This is a genomic window from Calothrix anomala FACHB-343 (genome assembly GCF_014696435.1).
GTDB classification, from domain to species: Bacteria; Cyanobacteriota; Cyanobacteriia; order Cyanobacteriales; family Nostocaceae; genus Aulosira; species Aulosira anomala_A.
The window spans coordinates 97,069-116,800 of the sequence record NZ_JACJQG010000003.1 but is presented as its reverse complement, the minus strand read 5'-3'; the positions used below and the strand labels follow the sequence as shown (position 1 = coordinate 116,800).

The 19,732-nt window shown below is 39.8% G+C and carries 13 protein-coding genes; 5 read left to right on the top strand and 8 right to left on the bottom strand.

Annotated elements, in window-relative coordinates:
• The first annotated feature begins 253 nt into the window (after positions 1-253).
• On the top strand, positions 254-874 hold the full coding sequence (locus H6G08_RS02315; RefSeq protein WP_190538687.1) for a Uma2 family endonuclease: 621 nt from the start codon (positions 254-256) through the stop codon (positions 872-874).
• Positions 875-1,336: 462 nt separating this feature from the next.
• Here the strand turns inward: H6G08_RS02315 and H6G08_RS02310 are convergent, their stop codons facing one another.
• The 4 genes from H6G08_RS02310 to H6G08_RS02295 all read right to left on the bottom strand — a co-directional run bounded on the left by H6G08_RS02310 (position 1,337) and on the right by H6G08_RS02295 (position 5,409).
• Positions 1,337-1,582: a hypothetical protein gene (locus H6G08_RS02310; protein ID WP_190538686.1), complete on the bottom strand. Its 246-nt coding sequence runs from the start codon at positions 1,580-1,582 to the stop codon at positions 1,337-1,339.
• Positions 1,583-2,500 carry a hypothetical protein gene (locus H6G08_RS02305; RefSeq protein WP_190538685.1) on the bottom strand — a complete coding sequence of 306 codons (918 nt, stop codon included), beginning with the start codon at positions 2,498-2,500 and terminating at the stop codon, positions 1,583-1,585.
• Between the two features lie 164 nt (positions 2,501-2,664).
• The gene (locus H6G08_RS02300) at positions 2,665-3,441 is read right to left on the bottom strand and encodes an RNA polymerase sigma factor SigF (protein ID WP_190538684.1); all 777 of its coding nucleotides are present in this window, start codon (positions 3,439-3,441) and stop codon (positions 2,665-2,667) included.
• 1,134 nt (positions 3,442-4,575) lie between these two features.
• Positions 4,576-5,409: a photosystem II manganese-stabilizing polypeptide gene (locus tag H6G08_RS02295; protein WP_190538683.1), complete on the bottom strand. Its 834-nt coding sequence runs from the start codon at positions 5,407-5,409 to the stop codon at positions 4,576-4,578.
• A 748-nt stretch (positions 5,410-6,157) separates the two neighbouring features.
• Here H6G08_RS02295 and H6G08_RS02290 point away from each other — a divergent pair.
• On the top strand, positions 6,158-6,487 hold the full coding sequence (locus tag H6G08_RS02290) for a hypothetical protein (protein ID WP_190538682.1): 330 nt from the start codon (positions 6,158-6,160) through the stop codon (positions 6,485-6,487).
• 39 nt (positions 6,488-6,526) lie between these two features.
• Here the strand turns inward: H6G08_RS02290 and H6G08_RS02285 are convergent, their stop codons facing one another.
• Entirely contained in the window at positions 6,527-11,554 is a 5,028-nt protein-coding gene (locus tag H6G08_RS02285) for a WD40 domain-containing protein (protein ID WP_190538681.1), read from the bottom strand.
• Positions 11,555-11,843: 289 nt separating this feature from the next.
• Positions 11,844-13,175: a P-loop NTPase fold protein gene (locus H6G08_RS02280; RefSeq protein ID WP_190538680.1), complete on the bottom strand. Its 1,332-nt coding sequence runs from the start codon at positions 13,173-13,175 to the stop codon at positions 11,844-11,846.
• A 1,157-nt stretch (positions 13,176-14,332) separates the two neighbouring features.
• On the opposite strand from H6G08_RS02280, the gene H6G08_RS02275 reads away from it, so the two are divergent.
• From H6G08_RS02275 to ftsZ, 3 genes are all read left to right on the top strand, one after another.
• A complete protein-coding gene (locus tag H6G08_RS02275) occupies positions 14,333-15,178 on the top strand; it encodes a cell division protein FtsQ/DivIB (RefSeq protein ID WP_190538679.1) in 846 nt (281 codons plus the stop codon).
• A gap of 871 nt (positions 15,179-16,049) precedes the next feature.
• Positions 16,050-16,433 (top strand): hypothetical protein, encoded by a 384-nt coding sequence (locus tag H6G08_RS37305; RefSeq protein ID WP_242046043.1) that lies wholly within the window; start codon positions 16,050-16,052, stop codon positions 16,431-16,433.
• Positions 16,434-16,479: 46 nt separating this feature from the next.
• The gene (gene ftsZ / locus H6G08_RS02265; protein ID WP_190538678.1) at positions 16,480-17,772 is read left to right on the top strand and encodes a cell division protein FtsZ; all 1,293 of its coding nucleotides are present in this window, start codon (positions 16,480-16,482) and stop codon (positions 17,770-17,772) included.
• A gap of 390 nt (positions 17,773-18,162) precedes the next feature.
• Here ftsZ and gshB read toward each other — a convergent pair whose 3' ends face one another.
• Together gshB and grxC are read right to left on the bottom strand one after the other, a co-directional pair.
• On the bottom strand, positions 18,163-19,149 hold the full coding sequence (gene gshB, locus H6G08_RS02260; RefSeq protein WP_190538677.1) for a glutathione synthase: 987 nt from the start codon (positions 19,147-19,149) through the stop codon (positions 18,163-18,165).
• Positions 19,150-19,269: 120 nt separating this feature from the next.
• Complete coding sequence (gene grxC / locus H6G08_RS02255; protein ID WP_190538676.1) at positions 19,270-19,542, bottom strand: glutaredoxin 3; 273 nt, start codon at positions 19,540-19,542, stop codon at positions 19,270-19,272.
• Positions 19,543-19,732 lie beyond the last annotated feature (190 nt).

Genomic DNA, 19,732 nt, shown 5'->3' with positions numbered 1-19,732 from the left:
GATGCCAAGACCGAAGACCAGCTGAGTAATATTTTGCATTACTTGCTTGCCAGTTTACCTCAGCAATTTACAATTGCATAATATTAGATGAACTTTTGCTCCAGACATCCGTACTGTACAGTAATTAGTCGGATATAAGCTGTCACAATACCATCATTTCAATTCAACTGCTGAACCATGATGTTAGAGTCAAGCTAACTATAGCCCCAGAGATTAGAGATAATATTTCTAGAGCAGTAATTCTCTATTAGCTATGACTCAAGCCATACCCAAGTTAGTCACCTTTGCAGAATTCGTCAATTGGCTCCCGGAAAACTCAGGGGTACGTTATGAACTACATAATGGAACTATTGTTGAAATGGCACAACCAGTAGGAGAACACGAAGAAGTCAAGGGTTTTATCGCCAGAAAAGTAACTGTTGCATTTGACAGATTAGACCTTCCCTACGTTATCCCAAACCAAGCTATAGTTAGACCTCCAGAAAAAGATTCTGGTTATTTACCAGATGTCTTAGTACTCAATCGTGCAAATCTGGTAAATGAACCATTGTGGAAAAAAGAATCCATAGTTAGTTTAGGGGCGTCCATACCTTTAGCCATCGAAGTTGTATCAACTAACTGGCGGGATGATTACTATATCAAATATGCTGACTATGAAGAGATGGGTATACCAGAATATTGGATAGTAGATTATGCCGCTTGCGGGGGACGGAATTTTCTTGGTAACCCCAAACAACCAACAATTTCTGTCTGTAACTTAGTTGATGGCGAATATCAGGTAAGCAAGTTTCAACAAAGCGATCGCATCATATCCCAAGCTTTTCCCGAATTAAATCTCACCCCAAGCCAAATTTTTCAAGCTGGTTTGGTCTAGTCTTACAATTATGTAATTCGTAATGCTTTATATATAACTTATAAAATCAACCTGAAAATTACGTAGCCCAGTCAAAATAAAATAGTATTTTAAATTAAATTGAAAATGGGGCATAAGGCAATACAGTTCAGTTAGCGCCAAAAACCATAAACTACGTAGGTTGGGTTGAGGAACGAAACCCAACATTTCCAGGGGTTTGTTGGGTTTCACTTCGTTCAACCCAACCTACAATTATCCTTAAATGAACGTATTGGGGCATAGGGCATTGACTTTTATACCTTATTCATGTTAACTATTCTCACAGAATAGTTATACTTACGCACAGCATAGGCATAACTAAAAAAACTACGCCCATGCTGGATGCTCAGTAAAAAATACTAGCGCCTAGCCCCTAGTTGATTTTTCATGTGTGTTGGTGTACTTAAATTTAATAAGTACAAGTACTACTTATTACCTGACTTCCTACAGACCATAGCGATTTCGGTAATAAGCGAGAATTTGCTGAACCAGTTGGACATTTTGAGTTGTCGGACTTGATTTCCAAGATAACCACAAGCCTTCAATTTGACTTTGGTAATAATCAAACTGTAGGGATGATTGGGGAATCAAACCGACTTCCAAGCCTTCCACTTGACGCAAATGCGCTGCTATCTCTCGATAAACAGCTAATGGTAAGCCAGCAAATTCAATTTTTTCTTTAGTCTCCACTTATGAAGCTCCGACAGCAACAATATGTTGGGATGGCGTTATCCAAGAAACAGGATTTGCGCCAGGGTTTGTAGTTGGTGTTGCGGAATTAGCAGGATTATCGCCTACCATTCTGGCAACTTCAATACCATATTGTTCCACAATCACAACAGGATTGGAGCCTTCATTCATTTCAATACGTTTAATTAAAAGACCATTAGCTAATCGCTGTCCAGCTTGTACATAGCGACTAGTAGGTTCATTTGGGACTTGGATAATCGCCTGGAGTTGTTTACCAATTAAAACTACGCCAGTTACAAGCACAGATTTTGCTAATTCTGGTTGTGGTTTTTCTGGTAATACAGATACTAGTTTGGGACTAGGAATAACCGGCGGTAATACTGGAGTTAATCTAGGCAACAATTTAGGCGCAACTTTGGGAGTTTTTGCCACAAGAGCCAATTTAGACACAGGTTTTGCCTTGTTGCTTCCTGGTGGATTTAGACTAACTGATTGTACTCCACTACGTACTGGTACTTTTTTTGCTGGTGGTTGAGCAATTGGTAGGGGAGGTAACTTAGGAATAGATTTTGCCGTATTTGTGGTAAGTCCTTGAACTGTTGGTGCTTGGACAATTTCGGCAAAGGGGTCATTTCGGCCTTTTGCTATCATCACTAACCGCTCTGTAGCATTAGTGGGTTGAATCAAAGTAGCCGATGGACTATAAGTTGCGGCGGCAACTTTTGATTGTTTACCAGGGACAATTGGATTATTAAAAGATTGGGTAGCAGTTGGCGATTTAATTGCTGATTTTGTAGTCGGGGGAAGATTAGCCGCAGGACTAGGATTGCTAGCCTGTGGTGTTTCTTCAGAACTACATCCAGCGATCGCTAACATTAAAATGGCTACACCCGCGATTGTGGAATTTTTTCTACCCATTAGCCGTTCTCAAAAGCTATAGGAAAATTTGTTTGGAACATAAACATGCCTAAAATTTTTATTCAAGGCTAAGTCTGTTCCTTTTATAACCTAATTTTTTTGATTTCAATGGTTATTTTTAGTACTGTGAGACCAGCATAACTGCGGGGGCAACTGATTGATAGTTAATCTTCCGCTACACCCATGAGATTTTTTAACAAATCCAACCCTTTTTTGACTCGCCGAGAAACAGTAACTACGCTAATTCCTAACTGTTCTGCTACTTGTTTTTGCGTCAAATCATGTAAAAAGACACATTCTAAAACTTCGCGGGTTCGTTGTTCTAGTTGAACCAAAGCTTGTTGTAGACGAATTTGGTCTTCTTGTGCTAATTGAAAACTACGGTAATGCGGATCTGGTACTAATTCGCCTAAGCTAGTTGCGCCTTCTTCTCCATCTTGGATGGGTACATCCAAACTCAAAGGTGCGCGATTGATCCATGCTAATTTAATTTCCTGCCATTCATCGGGGGAAATATCTAATGCGGCTGCTAGTTCAGAGTCTGTTGGCTGACGATTATATTTTACTCGTAAAGAACGGGAGACTCCAATAGCTTGCTGTTGCAGTGCTAAGTAGCGTCGAGGAATCCGCACAGTCACACCTTTATCTCGCAAGTAATGTTGAATTTCACCGCGAATATAGGGAATAGTAAAAGAACTAAAGGCATATCCTTTAGAAATTTCAAATTTCTCGATCGCCCTAATTAGACCTAAACAACCGACTTGCAGTAAATCTTCGTAATTTTCATGGCATTGATTCATCCAGTAGTGAGCTTCTCTTCTCACTAGCCCAAAATTGAGATTAACTAGTTGATTGCGAACAGTTTCTGAGCGAGTTTGCTGATATTCTCGCAATAACTGCCAAGTTTCATGCTTCAGTTCGTTGGTGACTGTGGTAGGCATAGCACCGCATTTGTTAAGCAAAGCAAAAAAAGGATTCGTTGCTAAAGTTGGTGCGATGGGATGATATTAGCTAAATATCAGCCTAAATGAGCCAAATTAACCTATGGTACATAACAACTTGATGCTGAATAAACCATAGTTTTTTTTAGCGATCGCACCAAATCTCAACAAGCGAATTTAGGATTGTTTTTGTTATTTAGCTTTGGTATTCCTTGCAGCCAAATAACTCTATATAGCCAAAATATAAAATTTCTTATTAAATTTGGAACCGAGATTGTACCGAATTTGAATTATGAAGTATCCGGCGAACTTCTAAATAAAAAAAATAAACCTTTGCAAATTATGCCAAACAGTAAAAAAGATTGAGTCTAGTAAAAATACGTAAATAATTGCCAGAAAATCATAATTATTATAAAAAGGTTTAATTTTTGCCTTAAATATACTTAGAGATCTATTGTCAAGCAGTAGTTGATAGCAAGTAAGTGCTAATTTTAAACAACTATTTTTAAAGCAAATGATTTTCTTGTTTATCAGTTGTAAATATTAACGATGAATTTAAAGTTTAAATTTATAAATTTTGTGTAATTATGAATTTAATTTAATTGATTTAGGTTCTCTTAATAAAGATATATTTAAAAAATTACAATCTATAAATAAAAAACTCCACCCATAAGAGGATGGAGTTTAGGACTGTGGTAGGAGCGGCTTTATTTGCATCTTTGTTAATAAATAAAGATAGCGGTGAACCCGCCCGTACAAATAAATCTAAAAATCACGCCACTTGCTATGGGCGGGTATTAGACCAGATCCTTTCAATAACTAATACCTAACTGCAATCAAAAATGTAACATTGAAACCCACTCAAGGGTGGGGAAACTCACACAAGGGCTGGGAAACCCCGCCCCTACAAAAATCTTAATTACCTATGAGAATGCGGATTGGTATAACAATTGACAACTGAATTTTGAGATGCAAAGTGTAATAAATTAGCGATCGCGCTTTATTTGATCCACAAAAAAACACATACACCTAGCAATAAAAGGTGTATGTGAGTTAATTTTTGCATTCAAGCCTAATGCTTACAGAATTATTATGCTGATGTGAGTGCCCGTCAGTTGCGGTACTCAAGATAAATTAGCCTTGGGGTTCAACGCGAGCGTAGAACAAACCACGAATCTTGACTTCTTTGGGTTCACCAGCACCTAAATCTGTATCAGAGGGCTGTTCGCTCTCGAAAGTACCTGCAATTTCACCACTAGAGCTATCTACTTTTGCTACTTGTAGGGAAATTTTGCCACTAAGAATTTCAGCACGCTTAACGTTAGTGCGGGTAAGGTCTTCATCATCTGCTTGAGCAGGTAAAGCTACGGCATTATCATAGCCAGTAACAACACCACGACCTTTGGGATCTAAGAAAGCAGCACCACGATAGGAAGGTACTTTGAAAGTGCCTTCAAAATCTGTGGAGGTATTAACACTATTCAAACCAGGCTGTGTTTGTGCAACTAAGTTTTTGATGGTGAACAAGAAAGGAACTCGCTCGCCACCAGGGAGTTGGACGGTAATAGCTTGGAAGTCCAAACCATCTTTTTCTACAAATGTCAAGCTCTTATCTTGATTAAATGTCAGATCGCCTTGTACCTGATCGATAGTGGAGGTATATCTGGTTAACAGCTTACCAGCAACAAATTCTGCTTCTTGGCGTTTGTTAGCGGGTTCTTCTTTAACGAAGAAATTAGTAGGTTCCAAGCAAAGTTCTTTGATGGAGTAGGACTGGCTAGAATCTAAGGGGATGGAACCACGGCTTGTTTCTGCTAGTTGAGGGCATTTGTTAGCCAAACCAGTGCCGCGAATTTGTTCATAGGTGAGTACATCTTTACTACTGCTAGCAGATGAACCATCGCTACAAGCTGTGATTAGCCCCAAGCACAAGGCCAAAAATGCAACAATTAAAGCGCGATACCTCATAGTCAACCTCAATTTCAAAAATTAATATCTAACGTTGTAAAACTGCACTAAAGTTTTGTTCTCTGATGAGAAACAGCCCTAATGGCGGGGTTTATCAGGCTAATCGCCTTTAAATGTTTCCCAAAGGGGTTACTGTTAGCTGGGTGCTACCGCTCAAATTGAATCTTTGCTAAACCTCTGTCAACCTGTTGCTGTTGGTTCTAGGATAGAAATCCTAGTTTGGCCAGTACACAGCATCGGTTTGAGATAGTCAGCATGGAGTAGAGTCTAGGCACATAGGTTAAGTATGGCCAGACACAGAGCGGTATTGGCCCTGAGCTTTCAGGAAAAGAAAAGGGGAAAATTCCCTTGGTACTTTTCTATAGCGTATGGCAAAAGTGGCATCGCTTTAGACATTATGTATGATGTATGTGTCGCCACTACATACAGCCCTTGGTTTAAATAGGGAAATCAGCCAGATCATACGATTTTTTGAAACTCAAAATCAAAGCAATCTGGTATTAACTAAGAAGATTGCGATCGCCTTTAGTTGATTTTGAGGCTGGCGGAAAGCTCACAGCTTTGATTAAGAAGCGATCGCAATTCTGTTGCATCCGCAGGTTAATCTAGTCATACTCTGCCCTTGTAGAAACCACTAAGGAGCAACAAGCAACCACCCAAAGGGAAATGGTATAACATCGCCCTTCGTCCGTAAAAGCCAAAAATCTCCGGTAAATTTGAGTAGACTTGATTTTTAGGAAAAGCTGGAATGAACAACGACAGAAGCTTAGATACAGAGAAATTGGCTTCTAAATTAGAAACGATTACAACTACGGTGTATGATGCAGTAGAAAGTTGTCAAAAAAATTCGATAGCTATTTTGGCTCTGCTGCGGCAGTTAGAGCAGTTGCACCGAGAAATCCGCGATGGCGCTTTTCAAGAAACTTTACCTGAAAATCGTCAGCAACTTTACTCGTTACTCAAAGATATTGAGGCTGAGGGTGGCTGGCCTTATATTGAGCGGATGAAGCTACAAGCTTTTTTAGCCAACTTGCAACCAGAGGACAGCACAGAGGAAAAATTGACTGTTGACTGTTGACTGTTGACTGTTGACTGTTGACATTTCTCGGCAGCGTTACTAGGGGTTAGGGATGATACCTTCGCAAAGAGTGCGATCGCGCTGATCGACGTTGCGGTTGTGCTTGAGGTAATCATCCACCCAGTTACAACCACGCTGCAGTAAGTCATCAATATTCAAATTCCAGAGAATAATTGTGTTGTCATCGCTAGCTGAAGCTAATGTTTGCCCATCAGGACTAAAACTGACGCTTAATACTGCACCCTGATGCCCAGTCAAGGTTTTAATTAATTTTCCCTCGCGGCTCCAGAGTTTGACTGTACGATCCCAACTCGCAGCCGCGAGGAATTCACCGTTAGGGCTGAAAGTCACAGCGCTCACGCTATCGCTATAGCCTTTTAACAAGGTTTTTAATAAGGTACCATCCTGCCGCCATAACTTGACTGTGTTATCCCAACTAGCTGAAGCTAATAATTGGTCAGTAGGACTAAAGCTGACACCTAACACCCAACTATCTTGAGGCGAGAAAGTGGTTAGTAAAGTTCCATCACGCCGCCACAGTTTGATGGTTTTATCGTCGCTAGCAGAAGCTAAAATTTGACCGTCTGGGCTAAAATTAACGCTATTTACCCATCCATTGTGCCCTACTAGAGTTGTCAATAACCGACCATCACGGCTCCAAAGTTTGATCGTCTTATCCTTACTAGCTGAGGCTAATAGCTCGCCATCCGGGCTAAAATTGACGCTCAGAACGTTATCGCTATGTCCTGAGAGTGTTTTTAATAAAGTACCGTCGCGTCGCCAGAGTTTGACGGTTTTGTCGTGGCTAGCCGAGGCTAAAATCTCGCCTTTAGGGTCAAAGGTGACACTAGGAACTTTATCTAAGTGTCCCTGCAAAGTTTTGTAAAGATGGACTTTAGCTTCATTGCTTTTGGGATTTCGTTCCCAGAGTTTGATTGTCTTATCCTTACTACCAGAGGCTAACATTTGACCATCAGGACTCCAAGCGACACTTAAAACTCTAGCTTGATGACCTTTGAGGATGGGTATTGTTGGGGCGTCTAAACGCCACAATTTCACGCTTTTATCATAACTAGCTGATGCTAGAAGTTTGTTATCTGGGCTAAAGGCAACACTGGATACGGCGTCACTATGTCCTTTGAGGGTATCTAATAAATTACCCTTGATACTCCAAAGATTAATGGTGTTATCATCACTGCCAGAGGCTAACTTTTTACCATCAGAACTAAAGGTTAGGCTCCAAATTGTCTTGCTATTCTGCTGTAAAGTTTTACTGGGACGAAAATAAAAGCCATCTTTACTGTTATTGTCTTCTTTGCGCCAAAGCTTGATGATTTTATCTCTACCCCCAGAAGCTATTATTTGACCGTTAGGACTAAAGGCGACAGCCATGACACCTTGTTTATGTCCTTGCAAGGTAGTGACTAAGTTACCATCTCTTCGCCAAATTTTTATGGTTTTATCTTCACTGGCTGAGGCAATAAATTGTCCATCAGGGCTAAAGGTTACCCAGTTAACCCATCCCCGATGTCCTCGAAGGACTTTGACTAAATTTCCATCTTTACTCCAGAGTTTAATCGTGGTGTCCTTGCTAGCAGTCGCTAATAACTCCCCATCTGGACTAAAAGTGACACTATAAATCCAATCGCCATGACCTTCCAAAGTTTTGTATGGCTGTGGGTCAAATTCCCCTGTAGTCGGATTTTTCCGCCAGATGAGTACATTTTTATCTAGACTGACCGAAGCCAGGAAGCGCCCATCAGGGCTGAAACTGACACTGGTGACAGCATCATTATGACCTGCGAGAGTTTGTAGTAAAGTTCCATTAGGCAGCCAAATTCGGACTGTTTTATCCGTGCTACCTGAGGCTAACAATTTACCATCAGGGCTAAAAGCAACGCCCCAGACAATATCACTATGTCCTTCTAGGCGATTTTGCTCTTTCACACCATAAACAGCTTGTTGCAAGGCTGTTACTACCCGCATTTTATTTTCTGCTTGCACTCCTTCTGAAAGTTTTAGCCTGTTCCAAGCCCGTAAACTTTCTAACAAGGCATCAAATTCTTTATTGGAGGCAAATAGAGCTTCGCTGGCAGCAGTAATAGCACTGATTTTAAAGTTAGTTTCACTACGTTCTGCCCTTAAGCTTTGTAGAATTGCTGCTCTTCTTTGTAAGTCAGCTTGCCACCATAATATGGCTATTGACCCTGCCATGATTGCCAATACCCCGCCTGCGATCCGGGCTTCTCGCAATCGCTTTTGTAAAACTAAATTGAGTTGTTCTTGAGATAGTTTTTGTGCTACTTCAGCTCGGTCTTTTTCAATTCTGACTTTTTCTAGTTCAGCAACCATGCCATAGTTATTTTTTTGGCGAATTGGTTCCACTAAGTAATCGTGAACGAGTTGATAGCGATCGCCTAATTCTTCTGGCTCGCGTAAAATTAACCCTGAACCTACCAAAATCTCTAAGATAAATTCCCAAGCCGAGTCAAAATCAGACATGGTTGCCAAATTATTGCCAAGAGCAACTGACAAATCAGCTTTGGTTTTGAGGGGTCTTGTACCTTTTTCATCGGTTAATTCAAATAATAATTTCCAACTTTTCTCTTCATTTTTCTGACCGCAATCTTTGATTACTTCCTCTAGCCAGCGTTCTACTAGTTTGGTCGAGCCGCCACAGAGTTTGTATTGGGCGAGGGTAGTAATATTTTCTGTTTGTAGTTGGGCACCGACTATTTGTAGCTCAATCGGATGGACTTCATCTACTTCTTCAGCTAAATCATGCACTAATTGATTAATTAATTCATCTGTAATTTCATAATGAGAACGTTGGGTTAAACTTTTGATAATATTAATAGCATCATTGCTGTTAAATTTACCTAAGAAATAGCGAATATCTTTATCTAAAATATTTTTATTAATGATACCTAAATCGTATAAGCCATCGCTATTTTCTTTACTTAAACGTTCAAATTCTAATAAATAATGTAAATAATCTTCTCGAATAGCTAAGATAATTTTAACAAAGGCAATATTTAAACATTCGCTAAAAAATTTATAAAATTGAATCTTCTTTTCAGGAGATGTACTGACAAAGAAAAACTCTTCAAATTGGTCAAAAATAATAATAATTGTGTGATTGCGTTCCGATGCTAACCGGAGTTTTTCAATGAGGATAGTTGGGGTAATTTCTGGTGCAGTCGAGATTTCTGTTTCCGTCAGTACTTGATTAACACTGCGCCCCAATGCTGTTATCCAATCTGTGTATACAGATAATACAATCGGTAAAGGAATGCGTTCGCCGATGACTTTTCCTTTTAAAGCTGGGACTAAACCTGCTTTGAGAATTGAGCTTTTACCGACACCGGAAGGCCCGTGAATCACTGTCAGTTTATAGTCAGCACGAGTAATGCGTTCAATTAATCGACTAATATCTTGTTGGCGTCCAGATGCAGCAATTTCCTGGGCTACTTCCTCAGGAATGAAGGGTATTTTTTGCGGTTCCAGTACTGGGTTAATTCGATAGCGTTGTGGCTGTAATTGACTTGCCCCAATAAAGGCGCGAAAACCGTACTGATGTTCTATTTGAATTTTTTCTTGTTTGAGGCTAAAAGCTTCTGTGTAGTCATGACGTTCAAAAAAGTAGAGCGATCGCAATTCTTCTAAAATTTCTAAATACAGCGATGGCTCATACTGGAGTTCACAGACTACCTTAGCCCATTCTAAATTATTAATTGCTTCTTCCCACTCCCCAAGATGCCTCTGTGTCCTGGCTAGCATTAACAGATACCAACTTTCCTGGCGACGGGTAACTTCTGTGGTTTGTTCTGCAATCGAAAGTGCTGTGTTGACTAATTCATGGGCTAGTACCCAATTTGATTGGGAAGCGGCTACATCTGCTAAAAAGCCGTAATCTTGGGCAACTTGGGCTTGATTACCATAATTTTCATGTAGCTTTAAAGATTTTTGTGCCAATTCTTCTAATTCTTCCCACTCTTGTAAGCGTTGCAGCATTTCGCAAGCAGGTAAGATAAATTTAGCTACTAAATCTTGTCTTTGTGCTTCTTCTAATATCTCTAAGCATTTTCTAAACCAAAACAGCGCATCTTGCCAGTATTTACTATCAGCACCTTGGTATAAGTCTGCCATGCGCCGATAACACAAGCCAAGATGGAAAACTACCACAGCTTGTCGCAGAAGTGGTGGCGAAGCTAATTTTGGTGGATGGGGAGAATATACTTCTAAATTCTCTTGTAAATCTCCAAATCCACTTTCTTCAGAACCGACCTGTTGCCACAGTTCCAAACTTCTTTGATAATGAAATAAAGCACTATCGACTTGATCGTTGGCGTATTCATCGCGCCCCAAAACAAATTCTAAACTTGCTTCTAATTCTGGCTCTAATTTGACTCCATATAGACGCAGTAAATCATTTCTTGCTGACTCAATTTCTCGGCGATTTTGGGATTTGGGAGCTAAATCAAGAGCATCATTTGATAAAAAATTATCTGCACCAGCCTCTAAAACTTTCGCAAATAAAGATTCAGTTTCTTGGCGGATTAAAGCAATTAAATATTCTTTAGCTAATTCAAATTTAATTGTCGTAGCTGCCCAACTTTTAAAATCAGGAGCTAATCTTGATAGCATTGATGCGATGTCATCTTGTAGCCAAAATATTAGCGGAAATCGAAAAGTAGCAGCATAAATGTCTCTAGCTTGATTAACACCAGCCAAAAAATTATCTAGAGCAAGAATTGACTCTAGCCCAAAAACCATTACAGCTGATGGTAAAGTGTCTTTTGCCACCACAGGATGATCTAAAAAGAGTTCTTTGATGATTTGTGTATGTAAAGCATTCGTTGATGGTGGCAGAAATATTTCTCGAATATAAATATCTTTAGTTAGTAAGCGAAGATTACCCAACATCTGCTCGCGTAATTGCCCATAATTACATCGGACTAAAATCAAAGCAAATTGGCCTTTAGAGAGCTTGATTGCCCGAACCATCCTTTGTAGAGCATGTTGATTATCATTAACGATAGCTGCTGTGAATTGCCACTTTGTCATAAATAAAACCAGGGCGATAAAAGAAGAAAAAATTACACATTAAGCAGCCGAAATACTTAGCAATGCTAGGTTTTGGATTTGGGGAACAATTACAACGAGTAGCTAGTACAGGGTGGCGTCAATCAAGCCACTAGTGATGGCTAAGAAGCATTGGGTACCATTTTGCTGGTTATCTAACCTACAGATTGATAGCTGCTATGGAGACGGTTGTAGATAGAGCAGGAAGTCAGAATGGTTTACCTTGGGTGCAAATTTTTGACAATATTTTTTAATTATTGATTTGCATTGCTTATGTATTTTGCTGCCAAGTCAGGACTTTTTCTGTTTCTGCTAATGCGGGACTAATACCAAACCAACGTCCTTGAGGATCTCGGTATTCAAAAAGATACATACTGCGTAGTAAGCTTTGGTAGTCGGACTCGCCTTTAACGCTTTGCTGCTGCACTACTTCAAATAGTAATTTCCACTGATATTCATCAATAGCTAACAACAGGTCATCTCGATAGTCTTTGATGACTGCTTCTAAGCATTCTCGAGAAAAAGGCGGATCTTGCCGTTGTAAGCAACTGTACAGCAGACCTAATAAGTTACGAATGTGACCGCCACTGACACGACATATCCGACATAGGGTATCTCGATCATCGAATAAATCTGTAATTAATTCAGATCTTTCATCCCAAGGAACTTCTGGAAAAGCTCTGGCTAAAACCAGCTGGCGCAAAAGTGACATTCCTGGCTCTGAGTCTTCACCATTTCTTTGACGCACCAGTACCATTGGTAAAACTTTTGGCGCGATTCCTCCACCTAAGCGATTTTTGAGTGTTTCGTACTCGTTAGAAAAAATCAAGGCTAGGGGAATGGTGTAGACTAAATGGCATTTGAGTCGGCGTAACTGCTCTCCTCGGTCAATAAACAGATACTCTGGTTGGGTGCGTCCAGAAGCTACAGGACGCATATCCACCCGATCTAGGTTATCAACGATGACTACTAAGCCTTTTTGACCGCGTTGTTTGAGCTGTTCAACAGATTTTTCTAATATCTCCTCGTTAATTGCTTGCAAAATACTGTTAGTGCGTGGCTCTAAATATTGCCTTAATTGATTGCGCATCTGGGCGCTATCTTTAGTTTTGGCAGTAATTTTGGCAATACCTAGAGATAATTCTGCTTGTCCAGATAATTCTATCGGAGTTTGTAAAAAATCCCCAATTTCTTTGAATAAGTTGGTGAAATAACCCGGTTTGAGTTTGATACCAATTTTTTCTAAACTAACACTGACTTGACGAGCGACACTCAACAATATATCGCTGACATCAATATCCGCCATATCTAGGTCTTGACTGGATTCAAAATAAACTACATGAAATCCTGCTACTTCCAGCTCTGCTTTGAGACGCTGTAACTCTGTGGATTTCCCACAACCAATATGACCTGTAAATAATTGGCAGGTTGGCTCATCAGGCGAAATCCGGGTGATAGTACGTTGTAGTTCTTCAACTATTTTGCAACCACGTACATCAGAAAAATCTATATAGTACTGCTTATCCAGTACATCACCCATATTGAGTGTGTAGCTAGGGTTACATGCTTTATAAAACCGTGACAAATTTAGGGTCGTTCTCATGTAGATGCAGATGTAGATTTAGATCTGGTTTTATTTTGTATCTTTTGCTATCGCGAAATCTCTATCTAATATAGAGGTACGTAAGTAATGCATAGACAATTTTTGTCTAGTGGAAGACAGATCTCAAAGGCGTTCTCCGAAAAAGTTGTTGAAGACATCGCGACAAACAAATATCGGTAGATTGCTGAAAGCTAGTTCTTCCTTATACGTTATGTGTATCTGTCATTTGTACAGCTGCTATTGAGCTTTTGACAATCTCTGGTCTATAGTTGATTAGGCAAAAGGCGCAATAGCTAAGTTTATATGTAAAAAAAGTTACTATTTGCTCGCAGATTGCTATACATATCATTTTGCAGTTTTTTTGTCAAGGCAAACACCAAAAATATTTATATTTAAATTAATAATTTGTAATTATCTGCAAAAAAAACTCAGATGTCTATATGTTCTAACGGCTACCTAGTAATATTTTGCGATTAATCAGCTTTGACGCGCCTAGACTTATATATTGATGTTAAGGCTGTTTGATATCTTGCACCTACACCCTATAAGAGTGAGCGATACAAATTAAGCTTGCTTACACAGGCTAATAAACTTGGTTTTTCGTTTTATTGCAAAAATTTAATGTTTATTGAAAAATTATTAACTCTGTATAAATACTTTGGTGCCAGATGCAATCTGTGGGGTGCAGTTTCAAGTCCAAGTTAGCCTTTGACTCTGGACTTTTGACAATATGAGGACAAAATCGACTCTGTCAAGTATATAAATAAAAGTTGAAAACTAAGCTCTTGACAAAGAGTTGAGGAAGTGAAAAAAAGTAGCGATCGCCCTCAGAAATCCTAAGCATTAATACTTAATAAAGTTGAATGTATATATACAAATAAATTAAATATTCTCAGACGGCTACTGTAGATTTTTTAGCAGATAATGGCTGTGACCCTACAGTCAAAAGGTTACATGAGAATTAAAATTAGCAGCGCTAACTTTTCGATTCGCTTTTCCTCGTGCCACAATCCTAATGTAGTTGCGGTAGATTGTTACTCAAACGTGAAAAAAGTCTTGAGAATCAAGGCTACAACATGCCAACAGAGTTTACTAAAATTAATTGACCCTCCCGTAGGTATCAATAATTTTGACGCTCACCCACAATTGAGGTTTTAATGGCTGGCTTAGTATCAGTGTCCCGTATGGATTTAGCCCAACGTCGTCAAAAATTACGGCGACAGCAGCAGATGAGAATTATTCAGACTATTTGGCGAACCTTTGCTATTAGTAGTCTGGCAGGATGTTTGCTTTGGATAGCAATTCAACCAATGTGGGTACTCAATTCGCCTAATCAAATTGCTGTCAAATCAGCGAATCAATCACTGTCAGAGGAGACAATGCGATCGCTACTCGCTATTTCCTATCCTCAGTCTTTATGGCGGATTCAACCAGCTGCGATCGCAGAATCATTGAAGCGACAACCCACCATTGCACAAGCAATTGTGACGCGCCGTCTGTTCCCCCCAGGATTAATTATTGAAATCCAGGAACGAGTACCTGTAGCGTTTACTCAAGCTACTCACAGTACAAATACTGAAAATAGTAACAAACAAGAATCTGTAGGTTTAATAGACGCTAACGGAGTTTGGATACCTTTAGATAAATACAGAGCGTTGAATTCTACTGGTACATTACCTAGTCTCAAAGTCATTGGCAAACCAGAACAATATCTACCTTACTGGAGCCAACTTTATCTGTCTGTGAGTCAAAGTTCCGTCAAAGTTACAGAAATTGATTGTCAAAATCCCACAAATTTAATTTTGAAAACAGAACTAGGGAATGTACATTTAGGCCCGCCTAGCTCCCATTTAGCCGAACAAATTAAAATGCTAGCTCAAATGCGCCATTTACCTAGCAAGTTGAATTCTAGCCAAATAGAATACATTGATATTCAAAACCCCGAAAATCCTTTAGTACAATTGAACCAAAAAAAATTAAAGGTAAATATCCGAACTCCCTAAACAAATGTTGCTGGTTTTATGTATACAAAGCTGTGAATAACTGAAAAATTATATGCTACTGAATATATTAATTATTTTTTTAGATTTCAGTGACCAATCAGGCAATCAGCGTTAACTGTCCAATAACATGAGAGGGGAATTTACAAAACCTGCCCTAGTCAGTAAAAGCATCTCTATTTTTACTTTAACATTTAGCCATAGGGTAGAAAGTTTTCGCCAGACTAGCTTGAAAATGGGCATGGGGCATTGGTCATGGGGCATGGGAAAGAGAGATTTTCATGTTTGGTTGTGAGATTTTCTTGTGAATGGCTAACTTGAAAATAGCGTTGATGGTTGACTGTTGACTGTTGACGGTTGACGGTTGACTCTTAAGAGCGATTTTCGTATTTTGTTGTGAGATTTTCTTGTGACAATTTACCCTATGTGTCGTCAGCTTTGGTTGGTGAAAACTGGGGACATTTTATCCTCACCCTAAACTATCTAAGTTGGATAGCTATTTGGCGATATCTGTGCCAGCGACACCAGTAACGATTTCTATAAGGTAGAATATTTCTCCAACCAACGTGAGTTAACAAACTCAACAGCTAATCAATCAAGGTTTGCTATCCATTGACCAGCAACCTAAACATTAACAAGTAGAGGGCAAATTTTGTGTAATCAGGTGCAATCATCTCCAATGATGAAACCTATTAAAAATATTTCTCAATCAGACACAAAGCCTGACAACCTGTCTTTACAAGTTGTACGCTCTGAGTGTAATTTTGGGTGTAGATTCACTTGTACTGTAGTTATATGTATATTTAAACACTGGCGTATTTGTGAGTTAGTCAAATTTAATATTGGTAATAATTTCTTTAACCAGTATTTTTCTTTGAAAGGAGATTATAAAATATACAAAATTAACATTTTGAGAGTGGCGATCGCCAGAAAAAAAATCAATACTGTAAGTTGTAAAATTAGTAACCGTTCTAATTTCTTAGTAATCGCGGGAGAAAACCATTGGCAACAGCAAATTCCAATCAAGCTAAATTACCAACCTAAGACTGAAAATATTAATCATAGACTGAAGTTATACAGATCATTTTTAAGTAAATATAGGTATACTTCTCTAGAACTAGTTGTGCGATCGGCTGCGTTCTTGGCTGATGCCGTAGCGAAATTTCGCACTGACAATCCTGTTAGGGTTGGAAGTAGTGAGAACAATAAAGAACACTGTCATGATTTATGGCAGTGTCAAACTATAGTTGACTCTTAGGTGAGTAACACCTGAAAAAGTCGTTTATCTACCTTTCACAAATCCAATGACACTTGATAATAACCAAGGGCTTACCTATAAAAACTCCCAATCAGTGGGACAGTCAGGGTTCTCACTGGCTGTTAACTCGACCAATCCTTTTAATCACTCAGGGCTGAACTTTGGACAAAATCATGACGGTAAAAAGATGACCTCTGAAAGTAACCGCATTGGAGAGATTGTTCCTGGTAGAGTTGCCAACATCAAAGTGATTGGTGTAGGTGGCGGTGGTGGTAATGCTGTTAACCGCATGATTGAGTCTGATGTCAGTGGCGTGGAGTTTTGGTCAATTAATACAGATGCCCAAGCTCTTACCTTAGCTGGTGCTCCTAGTCGGTTACAAATCGGGCAGAAACTGACTCGCGGTTTAGGTGCAGGCGGTAATCCGGCTATTGGACAGAAAGCAGCAGAGGAGTCGAGAGATGAAATAGCTACAGCTTTAGAAGGAGCTGACTTAGTATTCATCACTGCTGGTATGGGCGGTGGTACGGGAACTGGCGCAGCGCCGATCGTTGCAGAAGTAGCCAAAGAAATGGGCGCGCTGACAGTTGGTGTGGTGACACGTCCATTTGTATTTGAGGGACGACGCCGTACCAGTCAAGCAGAGCAAGGAATTGAAGGTCTGAAAAGTAGGGTAGATACGCTAATTATCATCCCTAACAATAAGCTGTTGGAAGTGATCCCCGAACAAACACCAGTACAAGAAGCTTTTCGCTATGCAGATGATGTCCTGCGTCAAGGGGTACAAGGTATTTCTGATATCATCACGATCCCTGGCTTAGTTAACGTTGACTTTGCGGATGTGCGAGCTGTGATGGCTGATGCGGGATCGGCATTAATGGGAATCGGCGTGAGTTCTGGAAAATCAAGAGCTAGAGAAGCGGCGATCGCGGCTATTTCTTCGCCATTACTCGAATGTTCGATTGAAGGAGCTAGAGGAGTTGTATTTAACATTACTGGTGGTAGCGATCTCACCTTGCATGAAGTCAACGCTGCGGCGGAAACAATTTATGAAGTAGTCGATCCCAACGCCAATATTATTTTTGGTGCGGTGATTGATGACAGACTCCAAGGAGAAGTCCGGATTACTGTAATTGCAACTGGGTTTACAGGTGAGCCACAAGCAGCACCACAACAAACAGTTGCTAACAACAGAGTCACCACACCGCCACCCAGAAGACCGGTATCACAACAGCCGCCAACTGTTAGCCCACCTTCTCCTATTCCCGAACCCAAAGAAAAACCTGTCTTAGATATTCCTGATTTTCTGCAACGGCGACGCAACCAACCGAAAAATTAAGCGATCGCCAAATTAATTCTCAGGTCGAACTAAAGACAGTATAGAAAGTGTTAGGTATGGAGTTGATGCCAATCAAGAGTAAATTATTTCGGTTCCATCACTAAGATTGCTAATTAGTGACGAAACTCCTCAACCCTAACCCCAAACCTGATGAAATTGGGCATGAGTCTGCTAACTCAGATGTCCTCAATTTTGTATGGGATAAAATAGCGAAAATAGAAATTATTTGCTGAAAATTCGGGAAGACTAGCCCCACTACAACTGCTCTCACTTGTATGTATTTTCGCTGTGCGATCGGGAAATTACATAGGCATAGGCTTCCCTAAAGTAGAAGAAACTAAAAAACTCCAGAAACTAAATTATTTTTATTGATAGTTCAGTTGTCATTAGTTATTTGTTTGCGTTATCTTGTAGCGTTTGCTCAACCCATTGAATAACTTGACTAGCAAGGTTAGTACCATCTAGTCTGTCGATTTCCCTAACTCCAGTTGGGCTAGTAACATTCACTTCAGTCAGGTAACCGCCAATCACATCAATACCCACAAAAATTAAGCCGTCTTGGCGTAATTTGTCGGCTAATTGTCTACAAATTTCCTGCTCTCTGGCGGTAATTTCCGTTTTTGCCACTGTACCACCAGTAGCCATATTATTGCGAAAGTCACTACTGCTAGACAGGCGATTGAGAGCGCCAATGGGTTCGCCATTGAGAAGAATGATTCTCTTGTCTCCCTCTTTTGCTTGTGGTAGGTAGGTTTGTACCATTACTGGTACTCGACCTTGAGAAGTGCTGAGTTCGACAATAGAGTTAAAATTGCGATCGCTTGGTTGTAAAAATAAAATCCCTTCCCCAGCTTTATTTCCTAGTGGCTTTAGCACTGCTGCGCCTTTTGCTTCTAAGAAATTGCGGATAACCACCTTATCAGCACTTACTATTGTTTCGGGAATTACATCGGTAAACTGGAGGGCGTACATTTTTTCATTCGCCCCTCGGATACCTTTGGGACTGTTAATGACTAAGGTTTTGTTTTGGTCGATGTAATCCAAAATGTAAGTTGCATAGAGATAAGCATCATTCACTGGTGGATCTGTCCGCATAAAAACAGCATCCATTGTTTCTAAGCAAGTCAACAAGCTTTCTGCATTGCTCAACTTGTACCAAGGATTTGCTGCAAAATAGCGTCCTTCCACCAGTTGAACTGGAGTAATTTCTACGCGCTGTAAAATAGCCCAGGCTTTTCCCTCTACTACAGTCAACAGATTAGCCTGCGTTATCCACACTTCATGTCCGAGTATTTGCGCTGCTTCCATTAAGGCAACACTAGTATCGTGACATGGATCGAGCTGATGGATGGGATCGATGATAAAAGCTAGTTTCACGCTTTTTGCCTCAAGCACCAGGAAATTTAAAGTTATTCAATTTACATTATCCCTTGATGTTCAGGCTGATTTACACTTCCTTCTGTAATAAATAAAGCGTAATTTTCATCCATCATCCCTCTATACACTATTGCCAGCTGCGAGTAACTCATCTAGCTTCCCTTGACGATCTAAAGCATGAATATCATCACAACCACCAACATGATCATCGTTGATGAAAATTTGAGGCAAAGAGCGTCTTCCATTTGCTCTTTGAGCCATTTTATCCCTTGCTACCTCATCACCATCGATGCTGTATTCAATAAATTCAACACCCTTGGTAATTAGCAAATTTTTAGCGCGGATACAAAATGGGCAAGTCCTCCAGGTATAAATTTCTACTTTTGCAGCCATAACTTCCTCAATTAGTTTTAATATTCTTAATTTTAGAACTTTGCCAGTATTACCATCCTTGAGTTCAGTTAAAAGTCACAATAATTTTATTCCTATACAAATAAAGTTTAGTCAATAGTCGATAGATTTTTAGCTATGGACTCTTGACTAATTGTATGTTTGCACCAGGTTTTCTTAATAAATCGATATT

Excerpts from the sequence above, each read along its gene's own strand:
- H6G08_RS02315 (WP_190538687.1), top strand. The coding sequence starts at position 254 with ATGACTCAAGCCATACCCAAGTTAGTCACCTTTGCAGAATTCGTCAAT.
- H6G08_RS02305 (WP_190538685.1), bottom strand. The coding sequence starts at position 2,500 with ATGGGTAGAAAAAATTCCACAATCGCGGGTGTAGCCATTTTAATGTTA.
- H6G08_RS02300 (WP_190538684.1), bottom strand. The coding sequence starts at position 3,441 with ATGCCTACCACAGTCACCAACGAACTGAAGCATGAAACTTGGCAGTTA.
- H6G08_RS02295 (WP_190538683.1), bottom strand. The coding sequence starts at position 5,409 with ATGAGGTATCGCGCTTTAATTGTTGCATTTTTGGCCTTGTGCTTGGGG.
- H6G08_RS02290 (WP_190538682.1), top strand. The coding sequence starts at position 6,158 with ATGAACAACGACAGAAGCTTAGATACAGAGAAATTGGCTTCTAAATTA.
- H6G08_RS02285 (WP_190538681.1), bottom strand. The coding sequence starts at position 11,554 with ATGACAAAGTGGCAATTCACAGCAGCTATCGTTAATGATAATCAACAT.
- H6G08_RS02280 (WP_190538680.1), bottom strand. The coding sequence starts at position 13,175 with ATGAGAACGACCCTAAATTTGTCACGGTTTTATAAAGCATGTAACCCT.
- H6G08_RS02275 (WP_190538679.1), top strand. The coding sequence starts at position 14,333 with ATGGCTGGCTTAGTATCAGTGTCCCGTATGGATTTAGCCCAACGTCGT.
- ftsZ (WP_190538678.1), top strand. The coding sequence starts at position 16,480 with ATGACACTTGATAATAACCAAGGGCTTACCTATAAAAACTCCCAATCA.
- grxC (WP_190538676.1), bottom strand. The coding sequence starts at position 19,542 with ATGGCTGCAAAAGTAGAAATTTATACCTGGAGGACTTGCCCATTTTGT.